This window comes from Microbacterium sp. MMO-113, from assembly GCF_037148555.1.
Taxonomy (GTDB): Bacteria; Actinomycetota; Actinomycetes; order Actinomycetales; family Microbacteriaceae; genus Microbacterium.
This window is the reverse complement of the sequence record NZ_JBBCTD010000004.1, coordinates 150,716-168,919: the sequence shown is the minus strand read 5'-3', so window position 1 is coordinate 168,919 and position 18,204 is coordinate 150,716. Positions and strand designations below refer to the sequence as shown.

The 18,204-nt window shown below is 70.5% G+C and carries 19 protein-coding genes and 1 pseudogene; 7 read left to right on the top strand and 13 right to left on the bottom strand.

Going from position 1 to position 18,204, the window contains the following annotated elements; translation table 11 throughout:
* Positions 1-24 precede the first annotated feature (24 nt).
* The 4 genes from WFJ36_RS14495 to WFJ36_RS14480 all read right to left on the bottom strand — a co-directional run bounded on the left by WFJ36_RS14495 (position 25) and on the right by WFJ36_RS14480 (position 4,503).
* Positions 25-945, bottom strand: a complete 921-nt coding sequence (locus WFJ36_RS14495; RefSeq protein WP_336643570.1) for a carbohydrate ABC transporter permease — start codon at positions 943-945, stop codon at positions 25-27.
* Positions 942-1,889: a carbohydrate ABC transporter permease gene (locus WFJ36_RS14490; RefSeq protein WP_336643569.1), complete on the bottom strand. Its 948-nt coding sequence runs from the start codon at positions 1,887-1,889 to the stop codon at positions 942-944. The genes WFJ36_RS14495 and WFJ36_RS14490 overlap by 4 nt, the downstream gene beginning before the upstream one ends.
* A 3-nt stretch (positions 1,890-1,892) precedes the next feature.
* On the bottom strand, positions 1,893-3,206 hold the full coding sequence (locus WFJ36_RS14485; RefSeq protein WP_025105359.1) for an ABC transporter substrate-binding protein: 1,314 nt from the start codon (positions 3,204-3,206) through the stop codon (positions 1,893-1,895).
* A gap of 61 nt (positions 3,207-3,267) precedes the next feature.
* Positions 3,268-4,503, bottom strand: a complete 1,236-nt coding sequence (locus WFJ36_RS14480) for an aminotransferase class V-fold PLP-dependent enzyme (protein ID WP_336643568.1) — start codon at positions 4,501-4,503, stop codon at positions 3,268-3,270.
* A gap of 166 nt (positions 4,504-4,669) precedes the next feature.
* Between WFJ36_RS14480 and WFJ36_RS14475 the strand changes: the two genes are divergently transcribed.
* Complete coding sequence (locus WFJ36_RS14475; RefSeq protein WP_102209425.1) at positions 4,670-5,347, top strand: FadR/GntR family transcriptional regulator; 678 nt, start codon at positions 4,670-4,672, stop codon at positions 5,345-5,347.
* Between the two features lie 71 nt (positions 5,348-5,418).
* On the opposite strand, the gene WFJ36_RS14470 is transcribed toward WFJ36_RS14475, so the two are convergent.
* Genes WFJ36_RS14470 through WFJ36_RS14450 form a run of 5 tightly spaced genes read right to left on the bottom strand, consistent with a single transcriptional unit; the run spans position 5,419 to position 9,233 of the window.
* Positions 5,419-5,934: a glycine cleavage system protein R gene (locus WFJ36_RS14470; RefSeq protein ID WP_062637081.1), complete on the bottom strand. Its 516-nt coding sequence runs from the start codon at positions 5,932-5,934 to the stop codon at positions 5,419-5,421.
* A 21-nt stretch (positions 5,935-5,955) separates the two neighbouring features.
* Positions 5,956-7,014: a PLP-dependent cysteine synthase family protein gene (locus tag WFJ36_RS14465; RefSeq protein WP_336643567.1), complete on the bottom strand. Its 1,059-nt coding sequence runs from the start codon at positions 7,012-7,014 to the stop codon at positions 5,956-5,958.
* 25 nt (positions 7,015-7,039) lie between these two features.
* Positions 7,040-7,852 (bottom strand): GntR family transcriptional regulator, encoded by an 813-nt coding sequence (locus WFJ36_RS14460; protein ID WP_025105364.1) that lies wholly within the window; start codon positions 7,850-7,852, stop codon positions 7,040-7,042.
* Entirely contained in the window at positions 7,852-8,256 is a 405-nt protein-coding gene (gene rbsD, locus WFJ36_RS14455) for a D-ribose pyranase (protein ID WP_071329187.1), read from the bottom strand. The genes WFJ36_RS14460 and rbsD overlap by 1 nt, the downstream gene beginning before the upstream one ends.
* A gap of 14 nt (positions 8,257-8,270) precedes the next feature.
* A complete protein-coding gene (locus WFJ36_RS14450) occupies positions 8,271-9,233 on the bottom strand; it encodes a ribokinase (RefSeq protein WP_292788628.1) in 963 nt (320 codons plus the stop codon).
* 118 nt (positions 9,234-9,351) lie between these two features.
* On the opposite strand from WFJ36_RS14450, the gene WFJ36_RS14445 reads away from it, so the two are divergent.
* The gene (locus tag WFJ36_RS14445) at positions 9,352-10,014 is read left to right on the top strand and encodes a transaldolase family protein (protein ID WP_292788630.1); all 663 of its coding nucleotides are present in this window, start codon (positions 9,352-9,354) and stop codon (positions 10,012-10,014) included.
* Positions 10,015-10,018: 4 nt separating this feature from the next.
* Here WFJ36_RS14445 and WFJ36_RS14440 read toward each other — a convergent pair whose 3' ends face one another.
* Positions 10,019-10,696 (bottom strand): FadR/GntR family transcriptional regulator, encoded by a 678-nt coding sequence (locus WFJ36_RS14440; RefSeq protein ID WP_025105368.1) that lies wholly within the window; start codon positions 10,694-10,696, stop codon positions 10,019-10,021.
* Between the two features lie 47 nt (positions 10,697-10,743).
* Here WFJ36_RS14440 and WFJ36_RS14435 point away from each other — a divergent pair, with 47 nt between their 5' ends.
* The gene (locus WFJ36_RS14435; RefSeq protein ID WP_336643566.1) at positions 10,744-11,643 is read left to right on the top strand and encodes an amidohydrolase family protein; all 900 of its coding nucleotides are present in this window, start codon (positions 10,744-10,746) and stop codon (positions 11,641-11,643) included.
* 369 nt (positions 11,644-12,012) lie between these two features.
* Here WFJ36_RS14435 and WFJ36_RS14430 read toward each other — a convergent pair whose 3' ends face one another.
* Positions 12,013-12,804, bottom strand: coding sequence for an SDR family NAD(P)-dependent oxidoreductase (locus WFJ36_RS14430; protein ID WP_071329184.1), 792 nt, complete (start codon positions 12,802-12,804; stop codon positions 12,013-12,015).
* Positions 12,786-13,646 (bottom strand): fumarylacetoacetate hydrolase family protein, encoded by an 861-nt coding sequence (locus WFJ36_RS14425; RefSeq protein WP_336643565.1) that lies wholly within the window; start codon positions 13,644-13,646, stop codon positions 12,786-12,788. Before WFJ36_RS14425 ends, WFJ36_RS14430 begins: the two co-directional genes overlap by 19 nt.
* Before the next feature lie 123 nt (positions 13,647-13,769).
* Here WFJ36_RS14425 and WFJ36_RS14420 point away from each other — a divergent pair, with 123 nt between their 5' ends.
* Genes WFJ36_RS14420 through WFJ36_RS14410 form a run of 3 tightly spaced genes read left to right on the top strand, consistent with a single transcriptional unit; the run spans position 13,770 to position 16,477 of the window.
* On the top strand, positions 13,770-15,065 hold the full coding sequence (locus tag WFJ36_RS14420; RefSeq protein ID WP_136051832.1) for an L-fuconate dehydratase: 1,296 nt from the start codon (positions 13,770-13,772) through the stop codon (positions 15,063-15,065).
* Positions 15,052-16,020 (top strand): aldo/keto reductase, encoded by a 969-nt coding sequence (locus WFJ36_RS14415; RefSeq protein ID WP_336643564.1) that lies wholly within the window; start codon positions 15,052-15,054, stop codon positions 16,018-16,020. Before WFJ36_RS14420 ends, WFJ36_RS14415 begins: the two co-directional genes overlap by 14 nt.
* Positions 16,021-16,045: 25 nt before the next feature.
* Positions 16,046-16,477: an RbsD/FucU family protein gene (locus WFJ36_RS14410; RefSeq protein WP_336643563.1), complete on the top strand. Its 432-nt coding sequence runs from the start codon at positions 16,046-16,048 to the stop codon at positions 16,475-16,477.
* An 8-nt stretch (positions 16,478-16,485) separates the two neighbouring features.
* Here the strand turns inward: WFJ36_RS14410 and WFJ36_RS14405 are convergent, their stop codons facing one another.
* The gene (locus WFJ36_RS14405) at positions 16,486-17,184 is read right to left on the bottom strand and encodes an alpha/beta hydrolase (protein ID WP_071329180.1); all 699 of its coding nucleotides are present in this window, start codon (positions 17,182-17,184) and stop codon (positions 16,486-16,488) included.
* A 95-nt stretch (positions 17,185-17,279) separates the two neighbouring features.
* Here WFJ36_RS14405 and WFJ36_RS14400 point away from each other — a divergent pair.
* Positions 17,280-18,200: pseudogene (locus WFJ36_RS14400) on the top strand (AraC family transcriptional regulator); the annotation flags it as partial.
* Positions 18,201-18,204: the final 4 nt, after the last annotated feature.

The window sequence follows — 18,204 nt, the reverse complement described above, 5'->3', positions numbered from 1 at the left end:
GACCATTTGCGCTACTCGGGCGGGTTACTCCTTGACGGCGCCGGCCGTCAGGCCCTGGACGATCCAGCGGCTGGCGAGGGCGAACATCACCATCGTCGGGAGGATCGTCAGCACGGCCGCGGCGCTCATCGAGCCCCAGTCGATGTTGAACGTCGAGATGAAGCCGTTCAGCGCCGAGGGCACGGTGCGGTTCGCGTCGGTGTTCATCAGCACGACCGACAGGAACAGCTCGTTCCAGCAGTTCACGAAGTTGAAGATGAACGCCGCGATGATGCCGGGGGTCATCACCGGCACGAGCACCCGGAACAGGGCGCCGAGACGCGAGCAGCCGTCGATCATCGCCGCCTCCTCCAGCGCGTCGGGGACGTTCTCGAAGAAGCCCCGCAGCATGACCGTGGAGAACGGGATGCAGATCGCGATGTAGACGAGGATGAGGCCCGGCTTGGTGTCGACGAGGCCGAGGTCGGTCATCATCGAGTACAGCGGTCCGAGGGCGATGAACGCCGGGATCATCTGCGTCAACAGGAACGCGATGAGCACCGCCCCCTTGCCGCGGAACTCGAACCGCGCCAGCACGTAGGCGCTGAGCAGGGCGATGAGCGTCGCCACCGCGCCCGCCGACACCGCCACGATGGCCGAGTTCGCCAGGAACGTCCCGAACGAGCTCTTCTCGAACAGGCTCGTGAAGTTGTCCAGCGAGGGTTCGCTCGGCCAGTACTCGATCGGGAAGCGGTTGATGGTCCCGGGCGACTTGAACGCGGTGAGCGTGATCCAGTACAGCGGGAACAGCGTGACGAGCAGCCACAGCCCCAGGCCGACGACACGCACCACGCCGCCCACCGTGACGCGGGGCTTGGGGCGCGGGGCGGCCTTCGGATCGGGCACCGTGATGCGACGGGTCTCCGTGACCGAGGAGCCGGTCCGGACGGATGAGGTGATGGTCATCGCTGCACTCTCCGCATCGCCATCAGGTAGAACGCGCAGAACACCATGAGGAACGCCACGACGATGAGCCCGATGGCGCTCGCGATGCCGTAGTTGCCCTGCTGCGTGTAGTTGATCATCCACGTCGTGATGATGTGGGTCTGGTTGGCGGGGCCGCCGTTCGTCATCGCGTAGATGATGTCGGGGAAGTTGAAGATCCAGATCACGCGCAGCAGGATCGTCAGCAGCAGCGTCATCGAGATGTAGGGGATGATGATCGAGAACAGCTGCCGCACCTTGCCGGCGCCGTCGAGGCTCGCCGCCTCCAGCATCTCGTCCGGCACCGACTGCAGCGCCGCGAGGATCATGATCGCGAAGAAGGTCACCCCGTACCAGATGTTCGCGACGATCACGGCGAACATCGCGAGCTTCGGGTCGGCCAGCCACGGCAGCGGCGCGTCGATCAGGCCCGCTTTCATGAGCAGGTCGTTGACGACGCCGAACTCGGCGTTGAACATCCAGCGGAATAGCATGCCGATGAGGAAGCCGGACACCGCCCACGGGAAGAACACCAGCGCCTGGTAGAGCCCGCGGAAGCGGAACCGCTTGCGCAGGGCGAGGGCGATGAGGAACCCGATCACGAGCTGCGGCACGAGCGAGCCGACCACCCAGAGCACGGAGTTCCAGGCCACGGTCGGGAAGGCGGGATCCCGGAAGACGGCGAGGAAGTTGTCGAAGCCCACGAACGGTGTCGACGTCAGGTCCCACAGGTTCCAGTCGTGGAAGGCCATGCGGGCGCCCTGCAGCATCGGCCAGTAGGTGAACCAGCAGACGAAGACGATCGCCGGCGCGAGGAACGCCAGCAGCGTGAGGGCGGTGCGGCCCCGGAAGGGGCGGCGACGCGATGCCGGGGAGGCCCCGCCGGCGGTGCCGACGGAGCCCCCTTCACGGATGGAGCGGGCCACGGATCAACCCTTCTCCGCGGCGTACTTCTCGGTCCAGAACGCGTCCCACGAGGCGAGGAGGTCCTTGGTGGACATGTTGCCGAGCAGCACGCTCTGCACGTCCTGGTCGGACTTCTGGATCCACTCGGTCCACCAGCTCACGCCGCGCGGCTGCCGCACGTTGACGTAGGTCTCCGGGTCCTCGGTCATGGTGACGTAGCTCGTCCAGGGGCCGGTGGAGTAGAACTCGTCGTCCGCGGCGGCCGCGATGATCGGGACGAGGCTGTTCGCCTGCGCGAACTCGGTGGCGGGCTCGGCGGACGACAGGAACTCGACGAGCTTCACCGCGGCCTCCTTGTGCTCGCTGTTCTCCGCGACACCCCAGCCGGCGACGGCGAGGGGCTGTGCGGCCTTGCCGGACGGGCCGACGAGCAGCGGCGCGGTGTCCCACTGGTCCTCGGTCAGCGAGGAGTCCTGCACCGTCGCGATGACCTCCGGGTCCTGCAGGAGGAAGGCCGTGGTGCCGTTGGTGAACCCGGCGACCATCTCGGGGTAGCCCCACGAGACAGCGGACGGCGGCGAGGCTTCCTTGAACAGGTCGAAGTAGTCGTCGACGGCCTCCTGCGCTTCGGGGGCGGCGAAGATCGTCGAGCCGTCCTCCATGAGGAACGCGTCCTCCGTGTCGAGGCCGTCGATCGTGTAGGCCTCGATCGCGGCGACGACGTTGCTGTTCGCGTTCTGACCGCCACGGAACGCGTACCCGTAGATGTTGTTCGACGGGTCCTGGATTGCCGACGCCTGCTCCAGCAGGTCCTTCCAGCTGTGCGGCGGGCCGTCGAAGCCGGCCTGCTCGACGAGGTCGGTGCGGTAGAACAGCGACAGGCCGTAGAAGCCGTAGGGGACGAAGTAGCTCTTGCCGTCCTCCGCGACCGAGGCGGACTGAGCGTTCTCGGTGAGGGCGTCCCAGCCGTCCCACTTCTTCAGATCGGGACCGAGGTCGTAGAGCCAGCCGTTGTTCGCGAACGGCCCGACGGTGATGTCGCGCACCTCGAGCACGTCGACGCCCTTGCCGGACTGCAGCATCTGCTGGATCTTCTGGTCGGCCTGCTCGGTGGGCGGGGAGACCAGGGTGACGGTGATGTCGGGGTTGTCCTTCTCGAACTCGTCGAGCAGTCCGCGGAGCAGCTCGGTGCGCGCCGGATTCGTCAGGCTCTCGACCATCTGGAGGGTGACGCTGCCGTCGCCGCCGGACGAGCCGGAGCCTCCGGAGCAGCCGGTGAGTGCGAGGACGGCGACGGTGCCGACTCCGGCTGCGGTCGTCAAGATCTTGTTCTTCACGATGTGCCTCTCGGTGGGGGTGGGTGGGTGTTCGGGTGGGTCGTGCGGGAGGTGATGCGGGTCAGGGGAGGATGAGGGCGTCGGCGGGGCGGATGCTGGCGCGGCGCAGGATCGCGGGGACGCAGCGCTCGACGAACGCCTCGATGTCAGACGCCTCCGTGTACAGGTGCGCGGACAGGCGGAAGTAGCCGACACCGCGGAAGCTGGTGAACGCGGTCTCCACGCCGACCTCGTCGAGGAGGTCCATGCGCAGCGCGTCGGCCTCCTCGCGGGTGGCGCCGAGGCCGAGCGGCAGCCGGATGAGTCGCATGGACGGCACTGGGGAGGGGAGGGGGGTCAGCGGGTCCTCGTCGCTGAAGGGGCGCAGGGCTTCCGCGATGAGCTCGGCACCGGCGTCGGCACGTGCGGCCATGGCGTCGCGGGCGGCCGCCCATCCGAACTCGGCCTCGATGAACTCGATCGCGGTGGGGGTGGCGAGGTAGGTCGTCGCGTCGATCGTGCCCTGCGTGTCGAAGCGCTCGGGGTACGGCTCGCGCGCGGCCCAGGAGTCGATCAGCGGCCAGAGCTCGTCGCGGTCGGGGGCGGTGGTGACGAGGAGGGCGGAGCCGCGCGGGGCGCAGGGCCACTTGTGCAGATTGCCGAACCACCAGTCGCCGTCGGCGACGGCTGCCGCGTCCGGGATGAGACCGGGAGCGTGGGCGCCGTCGACGAGGGTGCGCACGCCGCGCTCGGCCGCGAGGTCGGCGATGCGGCGGGTGGGCAGCAGGCGGGCGGTGGGCGAGGTGATCTGGTCGACGACGAGCAGCCGGGTGCGCGGGGTGAGGGCGTCGGCGAAGAGCTGCACGATCTCGTCGTCATCCGCGAGCAGGGGCAGGGCGACCGTGCGGACGGAGGCGCCGAAGCGTCGGGCGAGGCGCTCGGCGCCCATGGTGATGGCGCCGTAGCCCTGGTCGGTCACGAGGATCTCGTCGCCGCTGTCGAGCTGGAGGGCGTTGTAGACGACGGTGGCCGCGGCGGAGGCGTTGGGCACGAACACGCTGTCCTCCGCGCGCGCTCCGACGAACGGGGCCGTCCGCTGCCTGGCGTCCTGCACCCGCTCCGCGATCCGAGGGAACCACTCGACGGGGCTCAGGTCGGCGCGGCGGCGCAGCGCGTCCTGGTGGGCGACCACCACCGACGGCACGGCCCCGAACGACCCGTGGTTGAGGTGGATCACGGTCGGGTCGAGCGGCCAGGCGTCGCGCGCTCGCAGGCCGGAGTTCAGCGTGAGCGGAGCGGGGAACTGCGGAGCGGGCATCGGACCTCATCGATGAGTGGGGGCGAGTTGTTGCACAACTTTGCCACACGCCTTCGCTTTTGGCTACGAAACCGGAGAGATGAAACATAGTTGTCATACGAGTTTGCGGCGACCGGTGTGTCCGACAGACTTCACGAGGGATGGGGGAGTGGCAGAGAGGATGACGATGAGCGCACTCGACACGGCGCTGCACGGCCTACGGGCTCTCATCGCCGACGGTGCCCTGCGCCCCGGCGACCGGCTGCCGAGCGAGGGGGAGCTGTGCGAACGGCTCGGCGTCTCACGGGGATCGCTCCGCGAAGCCATCCGCACCCTCGCCGCACTGGGCGTGCTGGAGACGCGGCACGGCTCCGGCAGCTACGTCAGCGAGCTCCGCGCCGCCGACCTCATCGGCAGTCTCTCCCTCACGGTCGGACTGCTGCCGATGGCCGGGGTGCTGGAGCTGACGGAGCTCCGACGGGTGCTCGAGCCGCATGCGGCGGCGCTCGCCGCGGCCCGGATCGACGAGGACACGGTTGCCGCGCTCGACGCGGTGCTCACCGAGATCGAGTCGACGACGGACTTCGAGGCGCAGTCCCGCCTCGACCACGAGTTCCACATGGCCATCTCGTCGGTCGCGGGCAACGAGGCCCTGACAAGCCTGATCGACGTGCTGCGCTCCCGCTCCCGTGCCTACCGGATCTCCGACCCGGAGGATGCCGCGGAGCTCAAGATCCACTCCGACGCCGGCCACCGCGCCATCCTGCGCGGCCTCGCCGCCGCGGATCCCGTCGCGGCCTCGGCCGCCGCGTCCGCCCACGTCGCCTACACCGAGTACTGGGTGCGGCGGTACTCCGGCCTCTGACTCCCGTTCGAATCGCCCGATTGGTCCCATCCGGCGGCCGGATGGCGCCATTCAGGCGATTCGAACGGGGGTCAGCCGAGGTTGATGTCGACCTGGATCTCCGACGCGAGGCGCTCGAGGTCGGCACGCAGGGCGTCGAGGTCGACCGTCGGCGGGACCTTCGCGATCACCGACGCCTCGAACAGCCGCCCGCCGGCCATCGCGGCCTCCCGGGTCTCGGTCGTGAGCTCCTCGATGCTCAGGGCGTGCGCGTTCAGCACCGCCGACACCTCGCGCACGATCCCGGGGCGGTCGTTGCCGAGCACCTGCATCACGAGCAGCTGCTCCTCGTCCTCGGATGGCCCCGGCGTGCCGGTGAGCACCGAGAGCGTGAGCAGACCCTGGCCCTGGATCCCCCGGAGCGCGGTCTCGAGCTCCCCGGTGCGCTCCGTCGGCACGGACACCTCGATGACACCCGCGAACGTGCCGGCGAGCTCGGCGAGGGAGCTGTTCTCCCAGTTGCCGCCATGGGCATCGACGACATCGGCGACGGCGGCCACCAGGCCCGGACGATCGGCACCCGCGACAGTGAGGATGAGTGTGGTCATGGGGTCAGCGTAACCCGAGGATCAGTCCGCCCAGACCCCGGTCTCCAGGAACCGCTCCAGCCGCGCACGGTGCGGCGCGAGATCCCACCCCTGCTGTGCCACCCAGTCGTCCGAGTAGTACGTGCCGGCGTACCGCACACCGCTGTCGCAGATCAGGGTCACGACGCTGCCGGTCTCGCCCGCGGCACGCATCCGGGCGATGAGCTGGAACGCGCCGTAGAGGTTCGTGCCGGTGGAGCCGCCCGCCCAGTGCAGGGTGCGCTCGCGGAGGAGGCGGATCGCGGCGATGGAGCCCGCGTCCGGCACCTGGATCATCTCGTCGATCACGGACGGCACGAAGGAGGCCTCCACCCGCGGCCGCCCGATGCCCTCGATGCGGCTCGGGCGTCCGGCGGGCGGGTCGACCGTGCCCGCCCAGCCGTCGTAGAAGGCCGAGCCCTCGGGGTCGACGACGGCGATCCGGGTGTCATGGCGGCGGTACTTCACGTAGCGGCCGAACGTGGCGCTGGTGCCCCCGGTGCCGGCGCCCGTGACGATCCAGCGGGGGATCGGATGCCGCTCCTGGGCGAGCTGGCCGAACACGCTGTCCGCGATGTTGTTGTTGCCGCGCCAGTCGGTCGCACGCTCCGCATAGGTGAACTGGTCGAGGTAGTGCCCGGTGCAGTCCGCCGCCAGGCGCTGCGCCTCGGGGGACATGTCCTCCGCGCGGTCCACGAAATGGCAGGTGCCGCCGTAGAACTCGATGAGGTCGATCTTCTCCTGCACCGTCGACCGGGGTACGACGGTGATGAAGGTCAGCCCCAGCATCCGGGCGAAGTAGGCCTCCGACACCGCGGTCGACCCGCTCGACGACTCCACGAGGGTGGTGTCCTCGTGGATGCGCCCGTTGACGAGCCCGTAGAGGAGGAGCGAGCGCGCGAGGCGGTGCTTGAGCGAGCCGGTCGGGTGCACCGACTCGTCCTTGAGGTAGAGGTCGATGCCCCACTCCGGCGGCAGCGGGAACAGGTGCAGGTGCGTGTCGGCGCTGCGGTTGGCATCTGCTTCCAGCAGGGCGATCGCGGTGCTGGTCCAGTCGCTCATGCCCTTGAGCGTACCGGGGCCGGGGTCAGCCCACCGTGCCCGCGGGGGAGGCGCCGCCCGATCCGTCCACGTGCATCAGCGACGCCTGGGACTGCTCCTGCTGGAGCTGGAACTCGAAGCGCGAGCGGTCGCCACGGTGATACGCGATGAAGTACTCGATCGGCAGCCCGTCCTCACTGCGGCTGATGCTGCGCAGGCGGAGGAGGGCGGAGCCGGCACTCACACCGAGATGCTGGGCCTGCTCGTGCGTGGCGACCGTCGCCTCGGCGGAGCGGACGCCGTGCGTGGCGATGATGCCGTGGTCGGCGAGCAGCCGGTACAGCGACGCCTCGGTGAGGTCGGCGCCGAGCGTCACCGCGCCCACCGCCTCCGGCATCCACGTGGTGGAGAGCGACCAGGGCTCGCCGTCGACGTGCCGCAGTCGCTCCAGCACGATCACCGGCGATCCGACCGGCACCTCCAGGGCCAGGGCGACCTCCTCGTCGGCGACGGTCTGCTCGTGCCGGAGGACGTCGCTGTGCACGTGGCCGCCGCGCCGCTCGACGTCGTCGTACAGCCCGACGAGCGTGTGCACGAGACTCTCGCTCGTGCGCGGGCGGGAGACGAAGGTGCCCTTGCCCTTCACCCGCTCGACGAGTCCCTCGTGCTCGAGCTGGGCGAGCGCCTGGCGCACGACCGTGCGGGAGATGCCGTAGCGCTCGCACAGCCGGTGCTCGCCGGGAAGAGGGTCGCCCGGCTGCAGACCGTCGCGGGCGATGCCGTCGATGATGAGCTGCCGGAGCTGGTCGTACATCGGCGCCGCGCTGTGGCGGTCGATCGCATCCTCGATGAGGGACATCAGTACGCCACCCCCGCGTGCAGGATCACGTTCGCGTACGGCGTGAACTCCCCCGAGCGCACGAAGGCGCGGGCTGCGTGCGTGCGCTGCTTGAACTCGACGTGCGGGACGAGCTCGATCTCGAACTCCGCATCGGCGAAGCGCTCGCGCAGGGCGTCCAGCACCTCCGGGCTCTTCTCGGCGACCTCGGCCGACACCGTCGCCCCCTCGACCACGAGCTCCGCGAGCACCGTGTCGAGCACGTCGAGGAAGGCGGGGGCACCGGGACGGTAGGCGAGGTCGATGCGCTCGGAGCCCGGCGGGATCGGCAGCCCGGCGTCGGTCACGACGATCAGATCGGTGTGCCCGGTCTCGCTGATGACGCGGGAGAGCGCCGGGTTGATCGTGGTCGAGGTCTTGCGCATCGTGTGCTCCTGGTTCAGTTCGCGACGGCGGCCGCGGTGCGCGCGGCGAGGAAGGCCTCGACGTCGGCGCGGTGGGGGAGGCTCGGTGAGGCCCCCTGCTTCGTGACGGTGAGGGCGCCCGCGGCGGTCGCCAGCCGCACCGCGTCGGTGAGGGCCGCTCCACTCGCGAGCGCGGCACCGAGGTAGCCGGCATAGGCATCGCCCGCGGCGGTGGTGTCGACGGCCTCCACGGGGAACGGCGGGACGACGGTGGCCCCCTCGGCGGTGACGACGCACGACCCCTGCCCGGCCAGGGTGATGACCGCGGCGCCCACGCCCTGCTCCAGGAACCAGTGCCCGGCGCGCTCGGCGGAGGCGGCGTCGGTCACCTCGATGCCGCTGATGAGCGACGCCTCCGTCTCGTTCGGGGTGACGATGTCGATGCTCCGCCAGATCTCCGGTGCCAGCTCCGCCGCCGGTGCCGGATCGAGGATCACGGTCATCCCATGCTCGCGACCGCGCGCGGTGATGTGGGCGGTCAGGGCGGACGGGGTCTCGAGCTGGGTGAGCAGGACGGAGGTCGTCGGGGCGAGAGCCGCGAGGGCCTCGTCGATCTGCGCCGTGCTGAGGGCGGCGTTGGCGAGCGGCACCATGACGATGTCGTTCTGCGCGGAGGCATCGACACGGATGTGCGCGATGCCGGTCGGGCCCGGCACGGTGCGCAGGTGCGCCAGGTCGACGCCGGCCGCGGTGAGCCCGTCCACCACGAGGTCGTGGAACAGGTCGTCGCCGACGCAGCCGACGAAGCTCGTGCGGGCTCCGGAGCGCCCGGCCGCGACGGCCTGGTTCGCGCCCTTGCCGCCGAGCATCAGCGTGAACTCGTCGCCGAGGATGGTCTCGCCGCGGGCGGGAAGCCGCTGGGAGAAGGTCGTGACGTCGGCCGTCACGCTGCCGACGATGACGACGCCGGAGCGGTCGCCGGGGTGTGCGGGTGTCATCTCGCTCCTGATCCTCCTCGACAGCGCGGGACTCCCGTCCTTTGACAAGGTTCGGGAGCTGTCATTACATTAGCCGAAGCCCCACCTGTAACGACAGGTTGCCCGCGAGGAGACCCCGATGACCGCGATCGCGCCCCGCCTGTACGTCGACAGCGCCGACACCGACCGTGTCTCGCGGCTCCTCTCCGCCGGGGTGGTGCACGGCGTGACGACGAACCCCACGATCCTCGAACGCGGCGGGCGGACGGCCGCGGAGATCCCCGACCTCTATGCCCGCTGGGTGGACGAGGGCGCACGGGAGGTCTTCTTCCAGACGTGGGGCGGCGACACGGACTCCTTCCTCCGGAATGCGGAGGGCATCCGCGCGCTCGGCGACCGGGTGGCGGTCAAGGTGCCCGCGACCGCAGCGGGTTTCGCGGCGGCCTCGGCCCTCGTCCGCGACGGGGCCACGGTCCTCGTCACGGCGGTCTACTCGGTCGCGCAGGCGCTCGCGTGCGCCTCGATCGGCGCCCAGTACATCGCGCCCTACCTCGGGCGCATGCGCGACGCGGGCATGGACGGCGACGCGCTCATCGCCCGGATGCAGGAGATGTGCGCGGGCAGCGACGCCAACGTCCTCGCCGCCTCCCTGCGCTCGGCCGACGACATCACGGGGCTCCGCGCGGCCGGCATCCCGTATTTCACCGCCGCGCCCGACGTGCTCGACGAGCTGCTGTTCCACGAGGTGAGCGACAGCTCGGCGGCGGAGTTCGACGCCGCGATGCAGCGCCTCGGGGCCTGACGGCTCAGGCCGACGCGGCCTGTCGCAGCCACCGCTCGACACCCGCGATGTGGGCCGTGGCGAGGGAGGTCGCCAGTGCCGAGTCGCGCTGGGCGATGGCATCGGCGATGGCGCGGTGCTCCGACAGGGTGCGCTCCACGGCGCCGCCCTCCGTGAGACCCCGCCACACGCGCGCCCGGACCGTCTGGCTGCTCAGGTGCTCGATGAGGCTCGCGAGGTAGGCGTTGCCCGCCATGCCCACGATCTCGCGGTGGAAGCGGATGTCGTGATCGACGAGCTCCTCGATCCCGACGGACGCGTCGACGGCCTCCACCTCCTCCTGCAGGGCCGCGATCGCCTCATCCGTGCCGAGGGTCGCCGCGAGACCGGTGGCCTGCGATTCGAGCATCCGGCGGACGGCGAACATCTCCAGCATCGAGTCGTCGTCGTGCATGTCCACGACGAACGCGATCGCCTCCAGCAGGAGGTGCGGCTCCAGGCTCGTGACATAGGTGCCGTCGCCGCGCCGCACGTCGAGGACGCGGATGACCTCCAGCGCCTTGACCGCCTCGCGCATGGAGTTGCGGGAGAGGCCGAGACGCTCGGACAGCTCCTTCTCCGGGGGCAGGCGATCGCCGGGGGCCAGTTCGCCCGACACGATCATCGCCTTGATCTTCTCGATCGCCTCGTCCGTGACTGCCATGGCGCTCATCCTCGCACAACATCCGATGTCTGCGGCAGGATGGGGACATGCGCATCCTCGACTCGCACCTGCACCTGTGGGACCCCGAAGCCCTCGGGTACACGTGGCTCGAAGGGCCGCTCGCGGGGCGCTTCGGCGCCGACGAGCTCGAGCGTGCGCGGGTGGAGCGGGCGACGGACGAGCGGGCCGTGTTCGTGCAGGCCGAGACCACCGAGGACGACTTCCTCGCGGAGGTGCGGTGGGTGGCCGGGCAGGCGGAGCGCCTCGGGGTGGTCGGCATCGTCGCCGGCGCTCGGCTCGACCGCGGGACCGACACCACGGTGCACCTGGAGAGTCTCACCGCGGAGCCCCTGGTGGTCGGGGTGCGTCACCTGCTGCAGGGGGAGCCGGACGGCGTGATGCTCTCGTCGGCCTTCATCTCCGGAGCCCGGGAGGTCGCGGCGCACGGGTGGACCTTCGACGCGTGCGTGCGGGCGACGCAGCTCCCCGACGTCGCACGACTGTCGGGCGCGATCCCCGAGCTGCGGATCGTGCTCGACCACCTGGGTAAGCCGGAGGTCGGGACGGCTTCTGCTCCGCGCACGCCCTCGGTGGAGTGGGAGCGCGACCTCGCCGAGCTCGCGCGACACCCCGGGGTGTTCTGCAAGGTGTCCGGACTGCCCGCGGAGGCCGGAGGGGACTGGAGCCTCGCGCAGCTCGAACCCTTCCTCGACACCGCGGCCGACGTCTTCGGTCCCGAGCGCCTGATGTGGGGGAGTGACTGGCCCGTGTCGGCGGTCGGTCCCGCGGAACCGGGTGGCACGCAGCCTCCCGCCGACGGCACGCCCACCTATCAGCCGACCGCGCGCAGCCGCTGGGCCGACGCCGTGGCGACCTGGGCCTCCTCCCGCGGCATCGATCACGACGCCCTCTTCCACGCCACCGCCACCTCCGTCTACTCCCCCTAACCCCCCCTTCGCGGGGAGTGCAATATGCCACCTCCGGAGCCCCGTCCGGGCCCGTTTCTGATCCCGGCCGGATGGGTGCCGTAACGCTCACGGTCGTCCCGCCGGGGCCCCGTGTGGCATGCGGGATGGGAAACGGTCCGCGGCAGCCGCATCGAGGGGCGGTTCTGATCCCGCCCGCGCGGGGTGCCCGTGTGCGGGATGAGAAAGGGGCGTGCGTGGCGGGGTGGGGGAGCGGGATTGATCCCGAACGGCGGGGGCTTGCGGGGAGCGTGCGGCGTGCGGGGTGAGGGGGGCGTGCGGGGTGGGCCGATGGGGACGGGGACGGCCCGGGGTCTCGCGGGGAGACACCGGGCCGTCGGGAAGATCGGGTCACTCGGGGCGGAGGCGGAGCTGCGCCATCCCCCCGTCGACCTCGATGAAGGTGCCCGTGGTGGAGCCCGCGGCGGGACTCACGAGGTAGGCCACGGCGGCGGCGACCTCGTCCGGGCTCACCAGGCGTCCGTGGGGCTGTCGTGCCTCCAACGCGGCCCGCTCTGCGGCGGGGTCGGCCGCGGAGTCGAGCAGGCGTCCGACCCAGGGCGTGTCCGCCGTGCCGGGGTTGACCGCATTGACTCGGATGCCCTCACGCAGGTGGTCGGCGGCCATCGCGCGGGTCAGGGCCGACACGGCGCCCTTCGACGCGGAGTACAGCGCCCGCTGCGGGAGCCCGGTGGTCGACGCGATCGAGGCCGTGTTGCACACCGCGGCGGCCGGGGACTTCCGCAGCCAGGGCAGTGCCGCCGACGTCACCCGCGCGATGCCGGTGACGTTGATGGAGAGGACGCGCGCCCACTCGTCGTCGTCGTTCGCGGCGATGTCGCCCTGTGCACCGATGCCGGCGTTGTTGACGACGATGTCGATGCGGCCGAAGCGCTCGGCGACGGCGGCCACGGCGGCGTCCACGCTCGCGCGGTCGGAGACGTCGGCGGTGAACGCGGCGAAGCGCTCGTCGGCGTGGGTGGTGTCGCGGTCGAGGACCGCGACGGTGACGCCGTCCGCGTGCAGACGGTCGGCGATCGCCGCGCCGATGCCGGAGGCGCCACCGGTGACGATGGCCACGAGGCCTTCCGTGCCGGCGTCGGGTCCCTGAGCCTGTCGAAGGGTCACTTCTCTGCCTCCCATGCGATGAAGTCCTGGCGCTGACGGCCGAGGCCGTCGATCTCGATCTCGACCACGTCGCCCGCGCTGAGGTAGGGGTATTTGCCGGACAGGGCCACGCCCTGCGGGGTCCCGGTGAGGATCAGGTCACCGGGCTCGAGCGTCACGTACTGCGACAGGTGGTGCACGATCTGCTCGACCGTGAAGATCATGTCGCTCGTGTTCGAATCCTGTCGCGGCTCGCCGTTCACGAAGCTGCGGAGGCCGAGCGCCTGGTGGTCGACCTCGTCGGGCGTGACCAGCCACGGACCCGTGGGGTTGAAGCCGCAGGCGATCTTGCCCTTCGACCACTGCCCGCCGGAGACCGCCATCTGGAAGTCGCGCTCCGACACGTCGTTCGCGGCGACGAAGCCGGCGACGTGCGCCATCGACTCCTCCGGGGAGTCGAGGTACGCGGTGCGGGTGCCGATGACGATGCCGAGCTCGACCTCCCAGTCGGTCTTCTCGCTCCCGCGCGGGATCGTCACGGCGTCGTTCGGGCCGACGACCGTGTTGGGGGTCTTGAGGAAGATGATGGGGATGGTCGGCGGCTCCGACCCCGACTCCGCGGCGTGGGCGGCGTAGTTCATGCCGATGCAGATCACCGCGCTCGGGCGGGCGATCGGGGCGCCGATGCGCATCGTCGCGGCGTCCGGCAGCTCGGAGAGCTCCCCGGCGTCGCGGGCGGCGGCGACGCGGGAAACGAAGTCTCCCGCAAGGAAGTCGCCGTTGACATCGGATGTCACCGGGCGGAGGTCGAGGTAGCGGTCACCCTCCAGGAGGACGGGGATCTCCGCCCCCGGGGTGCCGAGCCGCGCGAACTTCATGATTCTCCTGATCGTTCGGGAGGCCGCTGCTCAGCGGCCGGTCTCGTTGACAGTATAGACATCGGATGTTTACACTCCAAGAGATCCGCGCGGAAGAACGACCCGCGCATGGAGAGGAACCCCGTGAGCCGTATCGTCGCCCTCGACACCACCGACATCCGCTTCCCCACGTCGCTGAGCCTGGACGGCTCCGACGCGATGAACCCGGACCCCGACTACTCCGCCGCGTACGTCATCGTCCGCACGGACGCTGGCGACGGCATCGAGGGGCACGCCTTCGTCTTCACGATCGGCCGCGGCAACGACGTGCAGGTCGCCGCGATCGACGCGCTCGCCGGGCACCTCGTCGGGCGCGAGATCGAGCCGCTGCTCGACGACATGGGCGGCACGTTCCGCGAGATCATCGGCGACTCGCAGCTCCGCTGGCTGGGCCCGGAGAAGGGCGTCATGCACATGGCCATCGGCGCGGTCGTCAACGCGCTGTGGGACATCAAGGCCAAGCGCGCAGGCCTGCCGCTCTGGCAGCTCCTCGCCCGGATGACCCCGGAGGAGCTCGTCGACCTCGTCGACTTCCGCTACCTCACCAACGCCCTCACCCGCGAGGAGGCGCTGGAGATCCTGCGCGCGGCGGAGCCCGGCCGGGCCGAGCGCGAGCAGCAGCTCCTCGCCACCGGCTACCCCGGCTACACGACCAGCCCCGGCTGGCTCGGCTACTCCGACGAGAAGCTCGAGCGCCTCGCCCGCGAGGCCATGGCCGACGGTTTCACGCAGATCAAGCTCAAGGTGGGCGCCGACCTGCAGGACGACATCCGCCGCTTCCGCAAGGCGCGCGAGGTGTGCGGGCCCGACTTCCCGATCGCGATCGACGCCAACCAGCGCTGGGAGGTATCCGAGGCCATCGAGTGGGTCAACGCGCTCGCCGAGTTCCATCCCGCCTGGATCGAGGAGCCCACGAGCCCCGACGACATCCTCGGCCACGCCGAGATCGCCCGCGGCGTCGCGCCCATCCGTGTCGCCACCGGTGAGCACGCGCAGAACCGGATGATCTTCAAGCAGCTCCTGCAGGCCGACGCGATCTCGGTCATGCAGATCGACGCCGTCCGCGTCGCGGGGGTCAACGAGAACATCGCCAACCTGCTGCTCGCGGCGAAGTTCGACGTGCCGGTGTGCCCGCATGCCGGCGGCGTGGGGCTGTGCGAGGCCGTGCAGCACCTGTCGATGTTCGACTTCGTGGCCGTCTCCGGTACCCGCGAGGGCCGCCTGATCGAGTTCGTCGACCACCTGCACGAGCACTTCGTCGTGCCGACCGACATCCAGGGCGGCTCCTACATGGCCCCGACCGCGCCGGGGACGGGCATGGAGATGAAGGCCGACAGCATCGCGGAGTACACCTGGACGGGTGCGCATGTCCACGCCTGACCGCCTGACCGTCCCGACCCTCGGCTACGGTGCCGCGAACGTCGGCAACCTCTTCCGTGAGCTGTCCGACGATGACGCGTGGGCGGTGCTGGACGCGGCGTGGGAGAGCGGCATCCGCTTCTACGACACTGCCCCGCATTATGGCCTCGGCCTCTCCGAGCGCCGGCTCGGAGCCTTCCTGCAGACCAAGCCGCGGGACGAGTACGTGCTCTCGACCAAGGTCGGCCGTCTGCTCCGCCCGAACCCCGACCACGCCGGCGGCCTCGACACCGCGAACGACTTCCACGTGCCGGACGACCTGCAGCGCGTGTGGGATTTCTCGGCGGACGGCATCCGGACGAGCCTGGAGGAGTCCCGCGAGCGGCTGGGCATCGAGCGCATCGACCTGCTCTATCTGCACGACCCGGAACGGCACGACCTCGACCTCGCGCTCGCCGAGGCCCTTCCCGCCCTGGAGCAGCTGCGCGCGGACGGCGAGGTGACCGCGATCGGCATCGGGTCGATGGTGTCGGAGGCTCTGGCGGCGTCCGTGCGCTCCGCCGACCTCGACCTCGTGATGGTGGCCGGCCGGTACACGCTGCTGGAGCAGCCCGCCGCGTTCGACGTGCTGCCCGCGTGCCGGGAGACCGGGACGGGGATCGTCGCGGCGTCGGTGTTCAACTCCGGGCTCCTCGCCTCGAACGAGCCGCGACGGGACGGCCGCTACGAGTACGGGCAGCTCCCCGACGAGCTGTGGGATCGGCTGCTGCGCATCGCCGCTGTGTGTGCGGATCACGACGTGCCCCTGCCGGCCGCCGCGATCCGGTTCCCGCTGCAGGCCGACGTGGTGCGCTCCGTTGTCGTCGGCGGCAGTCGTCCGGCGCAGCTCCGGCAGAACGCCGAGTACGCTGCCCGGGAGATCCCGCCGGCCCTGTGGGAGAACCTCGCGGCCGAGGGCCTCATCCCCGCCTCCTGACCTCCGTCCACCGAGAGGAGCCGCCGTGCTCGAAGGAATCCACCCGCTGCTGACCGGGGAGCTGCTGCTGCATCTCGACCGGATGGGACACTCCGACGCCGTGGTCGTCGCCGACGCGCACTTCCCGGCCTGGGGTCTCGGGGTGCGCGTGGTCGATCTTCCCGGCACCACGACACCCGAGGTCGTCGCAGCCATCCGCAGCGTGCTGCCGCTCGACGACGCGCCCGGCATCGATCTGATGACCTCGGCTGACGGCGAGGTGCTGGACGTGCAGCGCGAGCTCATGGCCGCCGCCGGCACGGAGCTCGACACCACGCGCTTCGTCGAGCGCTTCGCGTACTACGAGGTCGCGAAGGAGGCGTACCTCATGGTGCGCACGGGCGAGACGCGCAAGTACGGCAACGCACTGCTCCGGAAGGGCGTGGTCGGTCACCCTTCCGTGGCAGCGCGCGCCTGAGTGGGAGCCTACGAAGCAGTAGTCGCGCGAGCCGCCTCCTCGATCAGGTCGACGACCGCGACCGGCTGCGACGCGAGAGAGGCATGGCTCGCCGACAGTTCGACGATGGCACGCGGGTTCATCCGGGCAGCCATCCGGCGCTCGTTATCGGGGTCGATCATGCGGTCCGCGGTGGAGACCTGATACCACGTCGGCTTGACCTTCCAGGCGGGGGCGGAGATGGCGTCGGCGAACGTCGAGCCCTGAGGCGCCTTCTGTGTGACCGCCATGACGAGGGCCTCGTCCGCGGGAAGGTCCTGGGCGAAGCTCGCGTGGAACCGATCCTTGGCGATCCAGAGGTAACCGTCCGAATCCGGTGCGATGGCGTCGACGGCGGCGGGAGGGTGCTCCTCGGTGATCTGCCCGGCGCTTTCCCCGGCGTCCGGTGCGAAGGCCGCGATGTAGACGAGTCCGACGACCTGGGGAAGATCCCCGGCCTCGGTGATCACCGCTCCGCCGTACGAATGTCCGACCAGGAGCACGGGTCCGTCGATCTGCCGCACCATCTGGACTGTGCGCTCCGCGTCCGCGGCAAGGGATGTGAGGGGGTTCTCCACGGCGTGAACGTCGGTGAATCCACGTCGGTCCAGTTCTACGATGACCTTCGCCCAGTGGGCGGCGCCTCCCCAGAACCCGTGGACCAGAACGATCGCCGGCTTGTCGGTCATGCTCATCTCCTGTCGTCGTGGCGGCCGTCGGACCGCCCCCTGTCAACCCCGCCCGGGGTCACGACGAGGTTACGGTGGACGCAGGAGCAGAAACCATGACCCATCCACTCGAAAAACATGCCCATCCTGCATCCCCGGACGCAGTCCAAGAACTCGACGTGTTGTCCGAGGTGCTCCAGCAGTCGCGGCTGCGAGGCGATGGAGCGGAATGGCTCCACCCCGAGATGCCGTTCCGCATCGCTCTTCCCGGCACTGCGACCAGCCTCTACTTCATCCTGGGCGAGGGGCTCATCCTGCAGGTCCCCGGACAGCGGGATTTGCCCGTCGCCCCTTCCGACATCGTGCTCGTCCGGCGCGGACTTCCCCATGTCCTGTCGTCCGTCGGTGCCTCGGCGCCGGCGCGCCCGCTCCGTCCCGACGACCGTCCGAGCGTCGAGGCACCGATCGGCCGCGGCTGGATCACCGGATACCTCCGTGGCGAATGCGGGGAGTCGGATCAGCTCGAGGCTGCGCTCCCCGCCGTGGTGCACATCCCACGCTCCGCGCCGGAGAACGAGTGGATCATGGTCAGCGAGCGCCTTCTGCTCGCGGAGATCCGGAGGCGCGGACCAGGGTCGCAGGCGATGATCTCGCGCATCCTCGACCTCGTCTTCATCCACGCGCTGCGGCGCTGGGCGAGTGGAGAGAACGGCGAGCGCGGCTGGTTGGCGAGCGCTCTCGACGAGCGCCTCTCCCCGGCGCTGTCCGCCATGCACGGACGTCTCGAGCATGCGTGGACGGTGGCAGAGCTCGCCGCGCTCACGCACCAGTCGCGGTCGGCGTTCGCGCATCGCTTCACCGCGCTCGTCGGTCGGCCTCCCCTGGCCTATCTCGCGGAGCGCCGAATGACAGCGGCGCAGCGTCTGCTCGCTGCGACGGCCATGCCGATCGGTGAGGTCGCCGGTGCCGTCGGCTTTACATCGGAGCCGGCATTCTCCCGGGCCTTCCGCCGCCGCTTCGGGCAGGCGCCGCTGGCGTGGC

What these genes read in the sequence shown, in the direction of transcription:
- WFJ36_RS14430 (WP_071329184.1), bottom strand. Translation starts at nt 12,804, where the DNA reads ATGGGAGGCAGAGAAGTGACCCTTCGACAGGCTCAGGGACCCGACGCC.
- WFJ36_RS14405 (WP_071329180.1), bottom strand. Translation starts at nt 17,184, where the DNA reads ATGACCGACAAGCCGGCGATCGTTCTGGTCCACGGGTTCTGGGGAGGC.
- rbsD (WP_071329187.1), bottom strand. Translation starts at nt 8,256, where the DNA reads ATGCGCAAGACCTCGACCACGATCAACCCGGCGCTCTCCCGCGTCATC.
- WFJ36_RS14470 (WP_062637081.1), bottom strand. Translation starts at nt 5,934, where the DNA reads ATGACCACACTCATCCTCACTGTCGCGGGTGCCGATCGTCCGGGCCTG.
- WFJ36_RS14465 (WP_336643567.1), bottom strand. Translation starts at nt 7,014, where the DNA reads ATGAGCGACTGGACCAGCACCGCGATCGCCCTGCTGGAAGCAGATGCC.
- WFJ36_RS14480 (WP_336643568.1), bottom strand. Translation starts at nt 4,503, where the DNA reads ATGCCCGCTCCGCAGTTCCCCGCTCCGCTCACGCTGAACTCCGGCCTG.
- WFJ36_RS14425 (WP_336643565.1), bottom strand. Translation starts at nt 13,646, where the DNA reads ATGAAGTTCGCGCGGCTCGGCACCCCGGGGGCGGAGATCCCCGTCCTC.
- WFJ36_RS14460 (WP_025105364.1), bottom strand. Translation starts at nt 7,852, where the DNA reads ATGTCCCTCATCGAGGATGCGATCGACCGCCACAGCGCGGCGCCGATG.
- WFJ36_RS14495 (WP_336643570.1), bottom strand. Translation starts at nt 945, where the DNA reads ATGACCATCACCTCATCCGTCCGGACCGGCTCCTCGGTCACGGAGACC.
- WFJ36_RS14440 (WP_025105368.1), bottom strand. Translation starts at nt 10,696, where the DNA reads ATGGCAGTCACGGACGAGGCGATCGAGAAGATCAAGGCGATGATCGTG.
- WFJ36_RS14475 (WP_102209425.1), top strand. Translation starts at nt 4,670, where the DNA reads ATGAGCGCACTCGACACGGCGCTGCACGGCCTACGGGCTCTCATCGCC.
- WFJ36_RS14415 (WP_336643564.1), top strand. Translation starts at nt 15,052, where the DNA reads ATGTCCACGCCTGACCGCCTGACCGTCCCGACCCTCGGCTACGGTGCC.
- WFJ36_RS14450 (WP_292788628.1), bottom strand. Translation starts at nt 9,233, where the DNA reads ATGACACCCGCACACCCCGGCGACCGCTCCGGCGTCGTCATCGTCGGC.
- WFJ36_RS14435 (WP_336643566.1), top strand. Translation starts at nt 10,744, where the DNA reads ATGCGCATCCTCGACTCGCACCTGCACCTGTGGGACCCCGAAGCCCTC.
- WFJ36_RS14445 (WP_292788630.1), top strand. Translation starts at nt 9,352, where the DNA reads ATGACCGCGATCGCGCCCCGCCTGTACGTCGACAGCGCCGACACCGAC.